Source organism: Streptomyces sp. SAT1 (assembly GCF_001654495.1).
GTDB lineage: Bacteria > Actinomycetota > Actinomycetes > Streptomycetales > Streptomycetaceae > Streptomyces > Streptomyces andamanensis.
Genome location: NZ_CP015849.1, coordinates 2,363,038 through 2,381,353, shown reverse-complemented (window position 1 = coordinate 2,381,353; position 18,316 = coordinate 2,363,038). Strand labels below are relative to the sequence as shown.

Here is an 18,316-nt window from a genome sequence, read left to right as displayed (position 1 = left end):
GGTGTGTGATGGCGGGTTCGGGTTCGGATCGTCGTTCGTATGACACGGGTGCGTCGTCGGATGCGCAGGGGAGTCTTCAGGCGGTGGTGGCGCGGTTGGAGGAGGTGATCGGGCAGCGTGATCGTCAGGTGAAGGCGGCGATGGCTGATTTCACGGCTGATGGTGTGGCGGATGAGTATCACGGCAAGGAGCAGCGGTGGAATCGTGCGTCGCAGGAGGTGCGGAACATCATCGGGCTGGTGAAGTCGACGTTGGAGAAGAATGATGCGACGGCGCAGTCGACGTTGGCGAAGGCGAAGTCGGCGGTGGACAACATCGGCTGAGGGGCCGGTTTCGTGGGGTCTGCTGTAGGTCGTGGTGGGTACGGGGGTTGTCGGTGTCGGGCTGGGATCTGAAGCCGCAGGGTATTTCGGGTGTGTTGAGGACGACGGGTGAGTCGGCGTCGCATCTGGAGACGTACGGGAAGGCGTTCGGGGAGCATTTGACGTCGGCGGCGACGTATGCGGGGACGATCTCTGCGGACTCCGGTGGTGGGGGTAAGGACGGTAAGGGGCAGGGGGGTCTGGTGGCGTTGGCTCTGTCGCAGTGGGCGGAGCATGCGTCGAGGGATCTGCAGTTCGTGGCGGCGCGGGCGGGTAAGTCGTTGCAGGGTGTGGTGGATGCGACGACGGCGTATCTGAATGGTGATGAGGAGATGGCGGCGCGTGCGCAGCGTGCTGCGTTGAAGGCGCCGAAGCTGGATGCTCCCGGGGTGGGTGCGGGGTGATCAAGCCTGAGGAGATTCCGCAGTTCACGGGTGATCTGGAACTGCTGGAGAAGGCGTACGGGAACCTGAAGGCGGACGCGGGTCATATCCGTTCGACCGGTCAGGACGTCCACACGAAGTTCCAGGGACTGTCGGCGTATTACAGGGCTCCGGAGGCGGAGCAGTTGTTCGCGTCGACGAAGCCGGTGAAGGACCGTGCGGACACGTTCGCGACCGGGCTGGAGTCGGTGTCGGGGGCGTTGTCGGGGTATGCGACGGAGATCCGTCCTCTCGTCAAGAAGCTGGAGGATCTGAAGGACGAGGCGACGACGTTCGTCGATTCGGTGAAGGACGATGACGACTGGCAGTACGACGGTGACAAGGTCGGCCGGCACAACCGGATCCGGGACGAGATCACGCGGACGGTCGCGGCGTTCTGGGCGGCGGAGCGTACCTGTCACAACAAGATCACCGCGTTGTTCCACGGTACGCAGATGGTCGCGGGGGACGGTTCGGACCGCAAGGACCAGTACGGGTTCGACGCGGATGATCTGAAGAACGCGAAGCTTCCCTGGGGTGACCCGGTGGAGGAGAAGCATCACTGGTACGAGGTGGGTCACTGGGTCAAGTCGTTCGTGTGGGACGGCCTGATCGTGGACGGTGTGTGGGGCACGATCAAGGGTCTGGGGACGCTGGTCGGTTTCGGTGGCTGGGAGGCGATGGGTCAGGCGTGGAAGGGCCTCGCGCAGCTCGCCACCGGTCTGGTCCTGACCTCGTTGCCGGGTCTGGGCACGCTGTTCTGGGCGCTGCCGGACGACAAGCTGCCGTCCTGGATCCGTGATTCGCGTACGGCGATGAAGGAGACGGGGAAGGCGCTGGTGGCGTGGGACGAGTGGGGCAAGAACCCCGCCCGCGCGGCCGGTGCGGTCACGTTCAATGTGCTGACCACGGTGTTCACGGGTGGTGCGGGGGGTGCGGCGTCGGGTGCGGGCAAGGCCGGCGCGGTCGCGAAGGCGTTGTCGGTGGCGGGCAAGGCGGGCAGGGTCATCGATCCGATGACGTATGTGGCCAAGGGTGCGGGTGCGGGCCTGTCGAAGATCGGGGACATCACCAAGGCTTTGAAGGGCATCGGCAAGATCGACATGCCGACGCTGCCGGACGGCTCGGTCCACCTGCCCGACGGACGGCTGCTGGACCCGCACGGCAACATCACGGCTGCCAACGGCATCCCCGAGACCACACCGGTCCCGCACGAGACCGTCCCGAACGCCCCGAAGGTCCCGGGCCTTCCCGACAGCTGGACGATCCACGGGCAGCAGCCTGTCCACACCGGCGTACACACCGGCGCGGACGGCGTGTCCCACACGGCCGACCCGGCCGCGCACTACGGCCACACGCCGTCACCCTCGCCGTACGACCACACGGTCCCGCCGTCCTCGTACGACCACACGCCGCCGCCGTCGTCCTACGACCACGCCCCGGCCTCGTACGACCACACCCCGACGCACACGCCGACGCACGACGTGCCCACGCACGACGTCCCCGGCAGCGGCGGGCACGGTCACACCTCGGACGCGCCGAACGGCCACGGTCACGGTCACGGCCATGACGGCACGGGACACACCGAGCACGGCGGTGGTGACCACACCGACCACCACGGCGGCGGGCACCACACGGACGGCCATGCCGACGACGCCTCGCACGTGGGCGACCACGTGGACCTCGACCACCCGGTCCTCGACGCCACCGCGCACCACGGCGCCGACGCCCCGGCGACCCCGGTCCACGACCACGCGGACGTGCCGGGACACGGCACCGGGGAACCGTTCGAGTACAAGCCGCAGATGTCGGACCGGGACTTCGACGCCCTCGACGACGCCGAGAAGCACGCGGTCGCCGAGGCCGAGCTGTCCCGGGGCACGAACACCGCGCCCAGTGCCAGCAACAAGGCGGGGCTGGAGTACGGCAACGCGTACTGGAACAAGTTCCTGGACGACCTGACCCCCGAGTCGCGTGAGGCGCTGCGGACGTACAGCGGCAACGAGTACGACCTGATCAACGGCCATCTCCGGTTCGGCGCTCCGGTGGACGACGCGCTCAAGCACACCATCGCCGAGATGGACGACGTCATGGACACCCGCCCGGTGCCCGAGGACATCATGATCGTCCGCGGTACCGGGGTCGACCACGTGAAGGTCGGCGGGCGCGCGATCGACTCACCGCTCGACATGCTCGGCGGTACGTTCGACGACAAGGCGTTCACTTCGACGGCGCTCGGCAAGACACCGCCGCCCCCGTTCGACCAGAAGCCCGTGTGGATGCACCTCCGCGTGGCGAAGGGCACTCCGGCGCTCTGGATCGACCATCTCTCCAAGTACCCCGGCGAGCGCGAACTGCTGCTCGCCCGGGGGTCCGAGTACAAGGTGACGCGTGTCTTCTTCGACGAGGCGCAGGGCAAGTGGCACATCTACGGCGAGGTCCTGCCGAGGACGAAGCCGTAGCTGTAGCCGTACCCGGCCCCGGCCGCGTTGAGGATCAGGCAGAGCCGAGCGAAAGTGGACTTCATGAGCAGCGAACGACCGATCAACCCGCGCTTCGACCAGGACGTGCACTTCGACCTGGTCGAGCCCGGACCCGCGCGGTACCAGACCTGGACCGACAAGCCGGTGCGGTACCTCACGGTGGTCGACAAGCAGGGCGGCGCGCCCCTCGGGTATGTGTGGGCGAGCGACGAGGACGACGCGGCCGCGTGGGTGCCGGCTGCCGCCGCGGGAGGGCGGGCCCTCGCCGAGGGCGGCCACTGGCACGCCCGGCTCCAGGACTCCAAGGGGCAGGGCGTGCCGCCCTCGCAGGCCCTGGCGGACATGTTCGCCCACCCGGAGGGCAACCGCGGCCGGGTCCGGCCCGGCCCCCTGGCCGACGCCCCGGACTCCGACGCCGTCAAGGCCCTCGCCAAGGGCGACTGAGTCCGGGCCCGCGGCGGGGCGAGCGGTTCCGCGCGGGGGTGTTCACCCCGGCCGCCGGGACCGGTCCGCCGGATGCCGTGGCGGTCTCGCCAGGTACGTGGCACGCTGCCCGTCAGGGCACGGGGGAAGGGGCCGTGGGGCTCCACCCCGGGTGTACGGGCGGCCCGGCCATGCCATATGTTGCGGAAGCGAAGTAGGGGGATCCGCGATGCCGCAGGAAAGGCCGCCCCGGACGGGGCGGGCGCAGGCGCCGGTGCGCGCCGGGGCGGAGATGAGTCCGGCCGAGGTCGAGGCCGTCGCCCGTGCCGCGCACGCCGGGCAGACGGACAAGGCCGGACGGCCGTACGCCGAGCACCTGTCGGCCGTCGCCGAGGGCGTCCGCGCCCGCGGCGGAGGCGACGACCTGGTCGCCGCCGCCTGGCTGCACGACGCCCTGGAGGACGGCGCGCTCAGCGAGGAGTGGCTCGACGCGGCCCCGCTGCCCGCCCGTACCAAGGACGCCGTACGGGCCGTGACCAAGCGGCCGGGCGAGGAACCGGAGGCGTACGCGCGTCGGATCCTGGCCGCGCCCGGCGCCCGTCTGGTCAAGGCGGCCGACCTCGCGCACAACGCCGACCCGCGGCGCCTGGCCGCACTGGACGAGCCCACCGCACGGCGGCTCGCGCACAAGTACGCCACGATGCGCGGCCACCTCGGACTCGGCCCGGACGACTGACGAGCGCGCGGACGACGGGCACCGGCACGGGCGACGAGCACGGGCGCGGAGCCACGAGACACGGTCACAGCAAACAGCTACTGCACAGGACGACGGGATGGCACGGGACTACGACAGCCAGCTGCTCGAGTCGGTGGCGGTGCGCCGGCGCCGGATGCGCGACGCACTGCTGTTCGGCGCGCAGCGCGGACGGCGCACGGTCGACGAACGGCTCGGCAAGGTCTTCGCGGGCATCGCCATCGCCGCCGTCCTGTGCGCGGGCTGCGTCGGCTGGTCGTTCCTCCAGGCGACCCTGGCCAAGCAGAAGGCCGACCAGAAGAAGCAGCAGCAACAGCAGGAGCAGATGTACAACCCGTCGGGTACGCCGGCCCCTTCGGCGACCGGCGGCGCCAAGGCTACGGAGAAGCCGTGAAGACGATGTGCGTGGTCACCATGGTCACGTCACGCGGACCCGTGACGGAGAAGACGCGATGATAGGTTCCGGTGAGTGGTGAGCACAGCAACGACGTCCCGGACCCAGCTGAGCCGGGTCACCCTGGTCGGTGAACGCCGACGTGCCGACATCGTCCTGCCGTCGGACACCCCGATCGGCCAACTGCTCCCCGACATCCTGCGGCTGCTCGACGACCGGGCCTCCACCCGCCCGGCCACCCGGCAGCTGATCACCTCCGACGGCTCGGTCCTGCCGCACGACGCGACCCTGTCCTCGGCCGGGATCCCCGACGGTGCCGTCCTCCAGCTCGTGCGCGCCCACGCCGCGCCGCCGGCCCCGGTCGTGCACGACGTCACCGACCAGGTCGCCGACGACCTCGACCTGCGTGCCTGGCGCTGGCGCCCGGCCGCGCGCCGGGCCAGCGCCGGGGTCGCCACGGTCGGCTTCGCGGTGGCCGCGGGCGTGCTCGCCCGGCGCGAGTTCGCACTGGAGAGCGTCACCACCGCCCTCGCGGTGGTCACCGTGGTCTGCCTGGTCGCCGGCGCCCTGGTGGCCCGGATCGGCCAGGGCAACCGGGGGCTCGCCACCGCGCTGCTGCTCGCCACCGGCGGACTCGGGCTGCTCACCGCCTGGACCGCCGCCGACGCCTACGACTGGTCCGGGACCGCCCGGCTGGCCGGTGTCGTCGCGGCCCTGGTGGTCACCCTCGTCCTCCTCGCGTACTTCTCGCCCCTGGGCCGCGGCGGACTCGTCGGCGCCGGTGCGGCGACCGCGATCGCCGTCGTGTGGGAGGCCGTCGCCGCGCTCCAGGACCGGCCGGACCGGCTGGGTGCGGTGATGGCGGTCTTCTCCGTCGTGCTGCTCGGCCTGCTGCCCCGGCTCGCGCTGATGGCGTCCGGGCTCACCGGACTCGACGACCGGCGCTCCTCGGGCGCGTCGGTCAGCCGGCACCAGGTCGCCAACGCGCTCGCCGCCACCCACCGCGGACTCGCCCTGGCCACGGTGGTCACCGCGGTCTCGGCCGCGGCCGGCGGCTGGCTGCTGACCACCGCCCACGAGCCGACCGTGTGGACGGTGGCGCTGGCCGCGCTGACGGCCGTCGTCCTGCTGTCGCGGGCGCGGGCCTTCCCGCTGGTCGCGGAGGTCGTGGCGCTGCTCGCGGCGGCGGCCGTGCTCGTCGTGCGGCTGGCGGTGCTGTGGCTGCACCACGCGGGCGGCGCGGGCGCGCTGGTGCTGCTCGGCGCGGCCGGGCTGCTGCCGCTGCTCGTCCTCGCGGTGGAGCCGCCCGAGCACGTACGGGTGCGGCTGCGCCGGTTCGCCGACCTGATCGAGTCCCTCGGCGTGATCGGGCTCTTCCCGCTCGCCGTCGGGGTGTTCGGCATCTACGGGCAACTGCTCGACAAGTTCTGAGACTCACGGACCACTCACGGACGACGCGCCGGCGCTCCGGGCGGGACGACGAGGCGGGGAAGAAGGCGACATGCCCAACGGGGACAACTGGCAGAACGACGTGCTGCGCGACTTGAGGAACACCGCGCCCCGGCGCGGCCCGCAGGAGGAGACCGCAGCGCCGCGGCCGGCGGGACCGGAGGGGCAGCAGCCCCCGGCTCCGGGCCCGGCCGCACCGGCGTACGGCTATCCGCACCCGAACCCGAACCCGAACCCGCAGGCGGAGGCCCAGGCCCCCGCTCCGGCGTACGGCTACCCGCACGCCCGGACCCCCGCCGGGCCGCAGGCCCAGGCCGCCCCCTACCCGGCCCAGCCCCAGGCACCCTTCCCCGCGGAGGCCCAGGCCCCGGCCCCTTTCCCGGCGCAGGCCCAGGCCCCGCAGGCGTACCAGCCCCCGCAGGCCCAGCCCCAGCAGCCGTACCAGCCCCAGCAGCCCGCCGCACCCCAGCAGCCGTACCAGCCGCAGCAGCCCGCCGCACCCCACCAGCCCGCCGCCCAGTACCCCGGCACCCCGCAGCGCGGCGCCGCCCCCGACTCGCGTCCCGTGGTCGACAAGCGGCTGGCCGCCACCGGGGGCAAGCCGCGCCGCGGCGAGCCGTTCGCGGCGCGGGCGCTGCGCGCGGTGCGCCGTACCGTGTCCTCCTCGGCCGCGCGCGAGGTCGCCGAGACCACCGCCGTCGCCGAGGTGCTCCAGCAGGCCGTCACCACCGGCCGGCAGATCGCCGTGACCTCCATCCGCGGCGGTTCCGGCAAGACCACCGTCGCCGCGCTGCTCTCCACCACCTACGCGCACTACCGGCAGGACCCGGTGCTGGTCGTGGAGGCCGACCCGGCGCTCGGCTCGCTGCCGCTGCGCCTCGGCGCCGAGAGCCTGCGCTGGACCACCGGCGACCTCGCCGGACTGGTCGAACCGCAGATGTCCCTGCTGGACGTCACCGGCTACCTGGTCCAGCTGCCCGACAACGCCTGGCTGCTGCCCGGCAGCCAGGGCCAGGTCGGCGCGATGCTCGACACCCGCGGCTACGAGCGCGTCATGGTGTCGCTGCGTCGCTACTTCGGCGTGACCGTCGTGGACTGCGAGACGCTGCCCGCCGAGGTCGCCCGCACCGCGCTGTCCGCCGCCCAGGCCCGGGTGCTCACCGTGCCCGCCACCCTGGAGGGCCTGGCCAGCACGCACGCCGTCCTGGAGTGGATGCGCGGCCTGCCCCGGTCCGTCACCACCTCCACCGTCGTCCTGCTCACCGAGACCGTGCCGCACACCGGGCTCGACCTGGACAAGGCGGCCGAACAGCTGAAGGAGACCGGGGCGAGCGTGCGCGTCCTGCCCTACGACCGGCATCTGGCGGCCGGCGGCGCGATCCGCACCGACCTGCTCGCCCGCGCCACCCGGCAGGCCGCCACCGAACTGGCCGCCGAGGTCTTCCGGCTGTCCCAGACACGCCGCTGAACCCCGTAGCCGAAGGGCACTTGAGGACGACGAGGCACCCACGATGAGCACCCGACTGATCCACCGGCCCGCCCGGACCACCCGGCCCGCGGCGGCCCCCGAACCGCGCACCATAGAGGCGCCGCCCAACCTGCCCGAGGGCAAGGCCGGTTCCATCGCGACCTCGCTGCTGCCGGTGGCCGGTGTGATGTCCTCCGTCGTGATGATGACGGTCGTGCGCAACAGCCAGTTCGCCGGTCTGGGCGCGATCATCCTCGTCGTCACCCTGGCCGGTTCGATGACGCTGGTCTTCTCCCAGCGCGGCAAGGCCCAGCGCACCCGCCGCACCCAGCGCGAGGCGTACCTCGCCTATCTGGAGGACCTGCGCGAGGAACTGTCCGGGGAGGAGCGCGAGCGGCGCGAACGCGCCCAGGTGCTCAACCCGCCGCCGGACGCCCTCTACGACATCGTGCGCGACCCGGCCCGGCTGTGGGAGCGGCGCCGCGTGGACGGGGACTTCCTGCGGGTGCGGGTCGGCACCGGCGAGATGCCCGTACGGGACCTGAAGGTGGCCCAGCAGGGCTCCTCCGTGCTCACCCCGCCCGACCAGTTCATGCTGAACGAGGCGTCCGCGCTGATGTCCCGCTTCAGCAGCGGCACCGAACTGCCGCTCACCGTCCCGCTCGACCGGGTCGGCAACATCAGCGTCATCGGCCGCCGCGAGGACACCCTGCGGGTGGCCCGCGCCCTGATGGTGCAGACCGCCGCCACCCACGCCCCCGACGACGTCGCCATGGCGCTGGCCGCCCCCGGCGACCGGATCGCCGACTGGGAATGGGCCAAGTGGCTGCCGCATCTGCTCGACCCCGAGCAGTTCGACGGGCCCGTCGCCGCCCGTCGCATCGCGCCCTCGCTGCCCCAGCTCGCCCGGCAGACCGGCCCCGAGCTGCGCCGCCGCGCCTCCTACGCCGCCGAGGTGCGGCGCGGACTGTCCGGCCCGGACGCCCTGGCCATGACCTCCCGGCTGCTCGTGGTCGCCGACGGGCACGGCGCCGACGCCGTCGAACTGCCGCGCCCCGACGACGCGGTGGGCCTGCGCGAGATGAGCGTCACCGTGCTGCACCTGCTCGACGAACGCGTCCAGGAGCCCGGCAGCGTCGGCGTGCGCATCACCGTCGACGGGGACCGCGTCCTCATCGAGGACCTGCGCGAGGCCGAACCAATCAGCGCCCACGGCACCGTCGACGAGGTCGGCGTGCCCTTCGCCGAGGGCCTGGCCCGGATGCTCGCCCCGCTGAGGCTGTCCGCCGAGTCCATGGTCGACGCCCCGCTGACCGGGCCCGTCGACTTCGCCGAACTCCTCGGCATCGACGACGTCGCCCGCCTCGACCTGGACCGGCTGTGGGCGCCGCGCGGCGAACGCGCCTTCCTGCGCGTCCCGATCGGCGTCAGCGACGCCCACGAGCCGGTCCTGCTCGACCTCAAGGAATCCTCCGAGCTGGGCATGGGCCCGCACGGGCTGTGCGTCGGCGCCACCGGCTCCGGCAAGTCCGAGCTGCTGCGCACCCTGGTGCTCGCCCTGGTCGCCACCCACCCGCCGGACGACCTCGCGCTCGTCCTCGTCGACTACAAGGGCGGCGCGACCTTCGCCCCGTTCGCCGACCTGCCGCACGTCGCCGGGGTCATCACCAACCTGGAGAACCAGGCCGGCCTCGTCGAACGCGTCCACGCCTCCCTCGCCGGTGAGGTCAAGCGCCGCCAGCAGGTCCTCAAGGACGCCGGGAACGTCGCCGACATCGGGCACTACGCCGCCCTGCGCGCCGAGAAGCGCCCCGACCTCGAACCGCTGCCGCACCTGTTCGTCGTCATCGACGAGTTCGGCGAACTCCTCACCGCCAAGCCCGACTTCATCGACCTGTTCCTGTCCATCGGCCGGATCGGCCGGTCCATCGGTGTGCACCTGCTGCTGTCCAGCCAGCGCATCGAGGGCGGCAAGCTCAAGGGCCTGGACACCTATCTGTCCTACCGGCTCGGCCTGCGCACCTTCTCCGCCGACGAGTCCCGTACGGTCCTGGACACCACCGACGCCTTCCACCTGCCCCCGCTGCCCGGCTTCGGCTACCTCAAGGTCGACACCAGCCACTACGAGCGGTTCAAGGCGAGCTATGTGTCCGGCGCCTACCGCGGCCCGGTGGAGCGCGAGACCGAGGACACCGGGCCGCTGGCCCTGGAGTACGCGGCGTACAACACCCTCGGCCAGGACGAGTCCGCCGGGGCCGAGGAACCGCAGATGCGGCGCCGCGAGACCGGACCCACCGAGATGGGCGTCCTGGTCCAGCAGATCGAGGACGCCGGGGCCCGCACCGTACGCCGGATCTGGCTGCCCCCGCTGCCCGACGCCGTCGCCCTCGACCAGGTCGCCGGACCCGTCGAGGTGGGCGCGCGCGGCATGCAGCTCGCCGGGCGGCGCGGGCCGCTCCGGGTGCCGCTCGGCCTCCTGGACGACCCGACCAAGCAGTGGCAGGGCCAGTGGTACCTGGACCTCACCGTCGCGGGCGGCCACGCCGCCGTCATCGGCGGCCCCCAGTCCGGCAAGACCACCCTGCTGCGCACCCTCGCCCTGTCCCTGGCGCTCACCCACACCCCGCAGGAGGTCGGCGTCTACGGCCTCGACCTGGTCGGCGGCGGCCTCCAGGCGCTGGCCGGACTGCCGCACGTCGGCGGTGTCGCCGGCCGCGCCGACCGCGAGCGCGCCGCCCGCACCATCGACTCGGTGCGCGGCATGCTCGACCAGCGCGAGGAACTGTTCCGCGTCCACAACATCGACTCCCTGGAGCAGCTGCGCACCCTGCGCGCCGCGGGCCGGCTGCCCGAGCTGGCGTCCACCGAGATCGTGCTGCTCATCGACGGCTTCGGCGCGCTGCGCGACGACTTCGAGGACCTGGACGACGCGGTCGTCGACATCCTCAAGCGCGGCAGCGGCTACGGCATCCACGTGGTCGCGGGCATGCTGCGCTGGAACGACGTGCGGATCGCCACCCAGTCCCAGTTCGGCACCCGCGTCGAACTGCGGCTGAACGACCCCACCGAGTCCAGCATCGACCGCAAGCTCGCCGAGACCCTCTCCCCGGAGGAGAAGGGCCGCGTCCTCACCGACGGCAAGCTCTTCGCACAGGTCGCGCTGCCCCGCACCGACGGCCTCGGCGACAGAGCCGAACTCGGCGCCGTCCTGGAGCGCACGGCCCGTACCGTCCGCGCCACCTGGACCGGCGAGGTCGCCCAGCCCGTCCGGGTGCTGCCGCACCTGCTGGAACCGCAGCTGCTGCCCGGCCCGGCCGCCGAGCCGCGCCGGGTGCCCATCGGCCTGGACCAGACGAAGCTGGCGCCCGTCCCGCTGGACCTGTTCGCGCACGACCAGCACCTGATGATCATGGGCGACAGCGAGTGCGGCAAGACCAACCTGCTCAAGGTGGTCGTCGAGGGCCTGATCGAACGCTACGGCGACGACGAGCTGGTCTTCGGCGTCTTCGACCCGCGCCGCGGACTGCGCGGCGCCGTCCCCGAGGAGTACCGCGGCGGCTACGCCTACAACGCCAAGCTGGCCGGTGCGCTGGCCCAGGGCATCGCGGGCGAACTGGACAAGCGGCTGCCCGACGAGAGCGCCGACCCCGCCGACCTGGAGCCCGGCAGCTGGGGCTCGGGCCCGCGCATCGTCATCCTCGTCGACGACTACGACGTCCTGACCACCGCGGGACAGCAGCCGCTCGCCCCCTTCGTGCCGTACATCCCCTCCGCCGTCGACATCGGCCTGCACTTCGTCCTCACCCGCCGGGTCGCGGGCGCCTCGCGCGGCCTGTACGAACCGCTGCTCCAGGGGCTGCGCGAATCCGGCTCCACGGCGCTGGTGATGTCCGGCGACCGCAGCGAGGGCCAGCTCTTCCCCGGCGTGTACGCGAGCCAGCAGCCGCCCGGCCGCGGCGTGCTGGTGCGCAGGGGCGAGCCGAACCGGCTGATCCAGACCGTCTACGCCGGGAACAGGTGAACCAGCCATGACCAAGGACGTCGTCACCCTCACCCAGAAGATGCCCGATCCGCTGAGCGTGATCGCGGGCCTGCTCTCCGGCGGCCCGGACAAGCTGGTCGGCGCCGAGGACGGGGGCGCCGTGGTGCGCCTGTGCGACGAGCAGGGCCGCCCGCTCATGACCGTGGAGGCGCCGCTGCTCGTCCAGGTCAGGGGCGAGGCGCAGCGGCTGCTCGGCGCGAGCGAGCCCGAGGTGCCGTACTGGTGGACCGAGGCCCGCGCCACCACCGGCGTCAAGGAGGGCGAGGAGCTGGCCGGCGCCTTCGCGGCCCGGCTCGCCACCCTCGTCGGCGGCACCGCCTGGCCGCCCCGGGCCGCCCGCTCGCTGGCCGTGGTGAAGACGGACGGGGTGAGCGCCGTCCCGGTGCCCGCCGCGGCCCAGCCCGCCGTGGACGTCCTCACCGACAAGGTCGCCGTGGTCATCCAGGACCGGCCCGTGGTCGCCCTGTCCGCCTGGCTCGCCGACGCCTTCCGCGCGGCGGCCGAGGCCCAGCTCGGCCTCCAGATCGTCACCCCGGCCGGCACCCGGCTCTCCCCGGCGGTCCGCAACGCCCTGCCCGGCTGGCCCTCGCGCTGGGTCGTCCAGGACGAGCGGGACGGCTACTACGACGGTCTGTCCGGCGCCGTACTGGAGTGGAACAACGGCCTGTTCGTGACCGTCGAGTCCCCGCAGGCCACCCCCGAGGACCCGCGCACGCCCCTCGCCGCCGCCTTCACCCGGGACACCGCCGACACCGGCGAACGCCAGCTCGCCGTCTCCTACCGGGCGATCCACCCCGCCGACGACCGGCTCGTCCTCGGCGGCGCCCTGGAGGCCGTCTGGCGCGAGATCACCGGCGAGCCGCCGGCCGGCTGGGGCACCGAGGAACCCGCCAACCTGCCGTGGTCGCTGCGCCAGTTCACCGACGTCGCCCACGAACGGGCCCCCGCGCCGACCTGGTTCGTGGTCGTCGGCAGCCCCGAACGCCCCGCCCTCGCCACGGTCCGGGTCAGCCGCACCAAGGGCGGCGTCGAGGAGGACGTCACCCTGGCGTTCGGCTTCGGCCCCGGCGAGGAGATCCCCCGGGAAGCGGTGCCGCGCGCCGCCGAGATCCTCGCCACCCGGCACGACCTCCAGTCCATGCTGGTGCAGATCCGCAGGGCCCGCCGCGACCTGTCGGTGCCCCCGCGCTTCGAGGGCCCGGGAGTCCCGTACGCCTTCGTCCTGGGCGCCGAGGAGGTGCGGGCCATGCCCGGCGACCGCGCCCGCAACACCCCGCTCGACCGGCGCCCGCGCGAACTGGGCCCGCGCACCCGTCCGGCGCTGTACTACCCGTTCCCCGGCGATCCGTCCGACCTGTCGGGCTGGCAGCACTTCGAGCGGCTGATGCGGCACCTGAAGGGCGGGCCGCCGGCCTGACGCCGGGCGCGGGGCGGACGGCTCAGCGGACCAGCGCGGTGCCGCGCCCGGAGGCACCGGAGGCACCGGAGGCACCGGCGGCACCGGAGGCACCGGCGGCACCGGCGGCACCGGCGGTGCCGGTGGGACCGCTGCCGCTGTCGCTGCCGCCCGGCCGCCCGCTGCCCCGGCCGTCCGCCGTCCCGGTCCCGGCGGTGTCCCGGCGGAAGGCCCAGTCCATCCGCGGCTCCACGACGCACCGGAAGACGCCGCGCACCGGCCGGGTGCACAGCAGCGTGACCCCGCCCGCCGCGACCACGGTGACCACGAGCGCGCCGAGCGGCCGGTGCAGCCACGCCGTCTCGAACCAGCCCGCGTACAGCACGCCCTTGATCACGAAACCGTGCAGCAGATAGCCGTACAGCGTGCCCGTGCCGAGGGCGGTGCACCACATCCGGCGCCCCGGCACCAGCGCCAGGAAGCAGCCGGTCAGCAGCACGGACCCGGCGAACAGCAGCAGCACCATCACCGGCCCGGCCCACCAGGGCGCGCCCAGGTCCTGCGCGGCGCCGTTGCGGTAGACCCAGGCGGTGTTCAGGTCCGGCACGGTCCACCAGCCGGCCACGAGCGCCACCGCGAACACCGGGACCGCCACCAGCCGTGCCGCACGGCGGCGCACCAGCCGGAAGTGCTCGGGCCGCAGGCAGAGCCCCAGCACGAAGCAGGGCAGGAACTGGAGCACACGCGGCAGGTCGAGCGAGCCGCCCATGGCCGGTGACACCGACGCCAGCACCGCGATCCCGAGGGCCACCGGCAGGGGATGGCGCACCAGCTTCCACACCGGCGCCGTCACCCGCCAGATGAACAGCGCGCACAAGAACCAGGTCAGGTACCACGGTTCGAGAAGGCTGATCGCGTGGTCGCCGGAACGCCCGACGAAGACCCGGAAGAGTGAATACGCCGTCTCGAAGACGACGTAGGGCACGACGACCCCGGTGATCAGCCGTTTCAGCCGGCTCGGCCGCAGATCGAAATCGCGGGAGAAGAAGCCGGAGATGATGACGAACGCCGGCATGTGGAAGGTGTACACGACGTTGTACGCGCCTTCGAGGAACCGGTTGCCGCTCATGACCGGCGCCCAGGAATGCCCCAACGCCACCAGCACGATGGCCAGATACTTCGCATTGTCGAAGAACGGATCGCGCTGCTTTCCGGACCGCCCGGCGCCGTCACCGGGTCTGTGCGGCACCGGAGCGGCGGGGTCCGGCGCCTGTGCCGGGGGAAGGGGTGTTCTGCTCTGGCCGGGGGAGGAGGCAGCGTGGAACATCTCAGGCACCTTAGCGTCGTCCGTGCGCGATTCGCGGAACCTCCGTCGGCGATCCCGGCTCTGCGCGGCGGCTGCCCCGGATTCGCCCGGGAATACCAGTCCTGCGGGGTGTCGCCCACCACATGACGACGGGTGCGAGAACCCTCGATGTCGGGATTGTTCAGGACGAGTTGACGCGCGGCGCACCGCCCGGCGACATCAATTCGAATTACCGGCGAACGAAATGTGCAGACATCGAAACGGAAACCTCCGGCATTTCGGCGGCCGCCCCGCCGGTCACCGCCCCGCGGCCCCGCGGAGCCCCGGCCCGCACCGCCGTCCTGCGTGCCGCGCGTGTCACAGACCCGGCCGATGATGCGTCAGGCACGGCATAGGCGGCCCGTGTTGGTGGCACGATGGTTCCAGCGGGGGCGCGGACAGGCACCCGGCGGGAGAGCGGACCGATCGAAGGTGTGATCAGTTGTGGCCATTTCACTGTCAGTGGTGCTGCTGTTGGCGATCATCCTGGTGGTGCTGCTCCGGGGCGGCTCCATCAAGGCCGGCCCCGCCATCGTCGCCGTGCTCTTCGGCTTCTTCCTCGCCTCCACCGGCATGGCCCCGTCGATCAACCGCTTCATGAACTCGATAGCGGACACGATCAACTCGATCAACTTCTGAGCCGGCGGCCGACCGGTCCGCACGGGGCCGGTCCCTGCCCGCGCCACCGCACCCCGGCGGCACACCCGGGAAACGACCTCGGGGCCGACCCGGGAAACGATCCCCGGCCCGGCCCCGAGCCGTCCTGGAGCGGGCGACGGGAATCGAACCCGCGTAGCCAGTTTGGAAGACTGGGGCTCTACCATTGAGCTACGCCCGCACACAACACGCGCCGTCAGTCGGAGACCGACCGCGGCACACAGGCATCGTAGCGGGTCACGCCCCGTCCCCGCACACCCCCTTGCGGAGCGGTCGCGCGCGGGCGGGCCGTCCCGAGGGGCGGTGTCCGCGTCCGGGGCCGCCCGTCCGGCACCCGGCCGGGCGTACGGGTGGCCGGGAATCCACCCCGGCGGAGCAGGTGCCCCGCGCGTCCGGCGGCCCGTGTCCCTCGGCCGCCGCCTCCATGGGTACGTACGGGGTGTACGTACGGTTCGCGTACGTACTGTCCGCGCGCCGGGTGAGCGGGTGGGCGCGGTGGGTGAGCCGCCTGCCGGGGGAAGGCGGCCCGGCGGGCGGGAAATGCGGCGGTCGTACTGCCTGCGGGCATGTACCCTACGTGTCGCACCAGACGGGGTGTGGCGCAGCTTGGTAGCGCGTCCGCTTTGGGAGCGGAAGGCCGTGGGTTCAAATCCCGCCACCCCGACCACTCGCCGGCCGCAGGTCGGCGCCACCTCATGTGATTCCCGTGATCGCCTTTTGGGGCGCTGAGCGGCTGCGGTTACTATGCAAGCTGCGCGCCCGTGTGTCCGGCCCAAGTGGGCCTGCGAACTCCTCCGGGCGGCTAATCCGCCGGACCCCCTCTGGCTCCGGCGAAACCAAAGAAGTCAGCCACAAGGAGACCGAACCGTGAAGAGCGCCGTGGAGACCCTGAACCCGACTCGGGTTCGGCTCACTGTCGAGGTGCCCTTCGAGGAGCTCAAGGACAGCCTCGACGCGGCGTACAAGAAGATCAACCAGCAGGTCACGGTGAAGGGCTTCCGCAAGGGCAAGATCCCGGCCCGGGTCATCGACCAGCGGTTCGGCCGCGGTGCGGTTCTGGAGGAGGCGGTCAACGACGCGCTTCCGAAGTTCTACACCGACGCGGTCAACGAGGCCGAGCTGACCCCGCTGGGCCAGCCCGAGGTCGACATCACGGAGCTGAAGGACGGCGAGACGCTGAACTTCACCGCCGAGGTCGACATCCGCCCGGCCATCGAGATCCCGGACTACTCCGGCATCGAGGTCGAGGTCGACGCGGTCGAGGTGACCGACGAGGACGTCGACAAGGCCGTCGAGCAGCTGCGCGAGCGCTTCGCCTCGACCAGCCCGGTCGAGCGGGCCGCCGAGGACGGCGACGTCGTCACCATCGACCTGGAGGCCAAGGTCGACGGCGAGGTGCTGGAGGACGGCATCGCCGACGGCGTCTCCTACACCATCGGCTCCGGTGAGCTGCTGGACGGCATCGACGACGCCGTGAAGGGCGTGGAGGCCGGTGGCGAGGCCACCTTCACCTCCGAGCTGAAGGGCGGCTCCGCGGCGGGCAAGGAGGCCGAGGTCACCGTCAAGGTCACCCAGGTCGCCGCCCGCGAACTGCCCGCGCTGGACGACGACTTCGCGCAGCTCGCCTCGGAGTTCGACACCCTCGACGAGGTCCGGGCCGACAGCCGCAAGCGCCTGGAGAGCATGAAGCAGTACGACCAGGCCACGCAGGCCCAGGAGCGCGTGCTGGACAAGCTGCTCGAGCTGGTCGAGATCCCGGTCCCCGAGAAGCTCCTCGAGGACGAGATCAACACCCGCAAGCACAACCTGGAGCACCACCAGCTCGGCCAGATGGGTCTGACCCTCGACAAGTACCTGGAGATCCAGGGCAAGACCGCCGAGGAGTTCGAGACCGAGACCCGTGAGGCCGCGGTCAAGGGCATCAAGACCCAGTTCGTCCTGGACGAGCTGGTCAACAAGGAGAAGCTCAACGTCAGCCAGGAAGAGCTGACCGAGCACCTCATGCGCCGCGCCGCCTCCTCCGGCATGTCGCCCGACCAGTTCGCGCAGGCGGTCGTCCAGAACAACCAGGTCCCGCTGCTGGTCGGCGAGGTCGCCCGCGGCAAGGCCCTGGCCGTCGTGGTCGAGGCCGCGACCGTGAAGGACACCAACGGCGAGGTCGTCGACCTGGAGGACGAGGAGGACGAGACCGCCGAGGCCGCCGCCGAGGGCGAGGGCGAGGAGAAGGCCGAGGCCTGATCCGCGCGGCGTCCCCGACGTACGTACGATGGGCCCTGGGGCATGTTCCCCAGGGCCCGTCGTCACACCTGGCCACCCCCGCCCCACGGGCCCCGGACTACGCCCCCGGCGAACACTCCCCTTCGCGGGATTCCCCGAAGGGGCCCGCGCGTTAGGGTCCATGAATACGAGGGCAGGGGAGTCCCCGGAACCGGCCGGACGGCCCACGCCCCGGCAGTACACGTGAGACGGCCCGGCGCCGTCGTAAGACGAGCAGGTGGATACGTGACGAATCTGATGCCCTCCGCCGCCGGCGAGCCCTCCATCGGTGGTGGCCTCGGCGACCAGGTCTACAACCGGCTGCTCGGCGAGCGGATCATCTTCCTCGGCCAGCCGGTGGACGACGACATCGCCAACAAGATCACCGCACAGCTGCTGCTCCTTGCCGCGGACCCGGACAAGGACATCTTCCTCTACATCAACAGCCCCGGCGGTTCGATCACGGCCGGCATGGCGATCTACGACACCATGCAGTACATCAAGAACGACGTGGTGACCATCGCCATGGGCCTGGCGGCCTCCATGGGCCAGTTCCTGCTCAGCGCCGGCACGCCTGGCAAGCGCTTCGCCCTGCCGAACGCGGAGATCCTGATCCACCAGCCCTCCGCCGGCCTGGCCGGTTCGGCCTCGGACATCAAGATCCACGCCGAGCGGCTGCTGCACACCAAGAAGCGCATGGCCGAGCTGACCTCGCACCACACCGGGCAGACGGTCGAGCAGATCACCCGCGACTCCGACCGCGACCGCTGGTTCGACGCCCACGAGGCCAAGGAGTACGGCCTCATCGACGACGTCATCACGCACGCCGCCGGCATGCCGGGCGGCGGTGGCACCGGGGCCTGAG

14 protein-coding genes and 2 tRNA genes are annotated in these 18,316 nt (G+C 72.2%); 14 read left to right on the top strand and 2 right to left on the bottom strand.

Features of this window, described 5'->3' with window-relative positions:
• Positions 1-8 precede the first annotated feature (8 nt).
• The 10 genes from A8713_RS10365 (at position 9) to A8713_RS10320 (ending at position 13,214) form a co-directional block, all read left to right on the top strand.
• Positions 9-323, top strand: coding sequence for a pore-forming ESAT-6 family protein (locus A8713_RS10365; protein WP_064537415.1), 315 nt, complete (start codon positions 9-11; stop codon positions 321-323).
• A 53-nt stretch (positions 324-376) separates the two neighbouring features.
• Positions 377-766 carry a DUF6507 family protein gene (locus tag A8713_RS10360; RefSeq protein ID WP_064533152.1) on the top strand — a complete coding sequence of 130 codons (390 nt, stop codon included), beginning with the start codon at positions 377-379 and terminating at the stop codon, positions 764-766.
• Positions 763-3,246: an ADP-ribosyltransferase gene (locus A8713_RS10355; RefSeq protein ID WP_064533151.1), complete on the top strand. Its 2,484-nt coding sequence runs from the start codon at positions 763-765 to the stop codon at positions 3,244-3,246. The genes A8713_RS10360 and A8713_RS10355 overlap by 4 nt, the downstream gene beginning before the upstream one ends.
• Positions 3,247-3,309: 63 nt before the next feature.
• Positions 3,310-3,711, top strand: a complete 402-nt coding sequence (locus tag A8713_RS10350; RefSeq protein ID WP_064537414.1) for a hypothetical protein — start codon at positions 3,310-3,312, stop codon at positions 3,709-3,711.
• Positions 3,712-3,982: 271 nt separating this feature from the next.
• The gene (locus A8713_RS10345) at positions 3,983-4,426 is read left to right on the top strand and encodes an HD domain-containing protein (protein WP_064537412.1); all 444 of its coding nucleotides are present in this window, start codon (positions 3,983-3,985) and stop codon (positions 4,424-4,426) included.
• A 97-nt stretch (positions 4,427-4,523) separates the two neighbouring features.
• Complete coding sequence (locus tag A8713_RS10340) at positions 4,524-4,838, top strand: hypothetical protein (protein WP_018570833.1); 315 nt, start codon at positions 4,524-4,526, stop codon at positions 4,836-4,838.
• 75 nt (positions 4,839-4,913) lie between these two features.
• The gene (eccD, locus tag A8713_RS10335) at positions 4,914-6,269 is read left to right on the top strand and encodes a type VII secretion integral membrane protein EccD (protein ID WP_064533150.1); all 1,356 of its coding nucleotides are present in this window, start codon (positions 4,914-4,916) and stop codon (positions 6,267-6,269) included.
• Between the two features lie 70 nt (positions 6,270-6,339).
• Entirely contained in the window at positions 6,340-7,755 is a 1,416-nt protein-coding gene (locus A8713_RS34710) for a MinD/ParA family ATP-binding protein (RefSeq protein ID WP_079158902.1), read from the top strand.
• Between the two features lie 43 nt (positions 7,756-7,798).
• A complete protein-coding gene (gene eccCa / locus A8713_RS10325) occupies positions 7,799-11,776 on the top strand; it encodes a type VII secretion protein EccCa (protein ID WP_064533149.1) in 3,978 nt (1,325 codons plus the stop codon).
• Positions 11,777-11,783: 7 nt separating this feature from the next.
• Complete coding sequence (locus A8713_RS10320; RefSeq protein ID WP_064533148.1) at positions 11,784-13,214, top strand: DUF6177 family protein; 1,431 nt, start codon at positions 11,784-11,786, stop codon at positions 13,212-13,214.
• Positions 13,215-13,236: 22 nt separating this feature from the next.
• On the opposite strand, the gene A8713_RS10315 is transcribed toward A8713_RS10320, so the two are convergent.
• Complete coding sequence (locus tag A8713_RS10315; RefSeq protein WP_237305339.1) at positions 13,237-14,520, bottom strand: acyltransferase family protein; 1,284 nt, start codon at positions 14,518-14,520, stop codon at positions 13,237-13,239.
• 462 nt (positions 14,521-14,982) lie between these two features.
• Here A8713_RS10315 and A8713_RS10310 point away from each other — a divergent pair, with 462 nt between their 5' ends.
• Positions 14,983-15,177, top strand: coding sequence for a hypothetical protein (locus A8713_RS10310; RefSeq protein ID WP_037854478.1), 195 nt, complete (start codon positions 14,983-14,985; stop codon positions 15,175-15,177).
• Positions 15,178-15,302: 125 nt separating this feature from the next.
• On the opposite strand, the gene A8713_RS10305 is transcribed toward A8713_RS10310, so the two are convergent.
• Positions 15,303-15,376 (bottom strand) — tRNA-Gly (locus A8713_RS10305).
• A gap of 409 nt (positions 15,377-15,785) precedes the next feature.
• Between A8713_RS10305 and A8713_RS10300 the strand changes: the two genes are divergently transcribed.
• The 3 genes from A8713_RS10300 (at position 15,786) to A8713_RS10290 (ending at position 18,315) form a co-directional block, all read left to right on the top strand.
• A tRNA-Pro gene (locus tag A8713_RS10300) sits at positions 15,786-15,862 on the top strand.
• A gap of 200 nt (positions 15,863-16,062) precedes the next feature.
• The gene (tig, locus tag A8713_RS10295; protein WP_064533147.1) at positions 16,063-17,433 is read left to right on the top strand and encodes a trigger factor; all 1,371 of its coding nucleotides are present in this window, start codon (positions 16,063-16,065) and stop codon (positions 17,431-17,433) included.
• 276 nt (positions 17,434-17,709) lie between these two features.
• A complete protein-coding gene (locus A8713_RS10290) occupies positions 17,710-18,315 on the top strand; it encodes an ATP-dependent Clp protease proteolytic subunit (RefSeq protein WP_026253037.1) in 606 nt (201 codons plus the stop codon).
• Position 18,316: the final 1 nt, after the last annotated feature.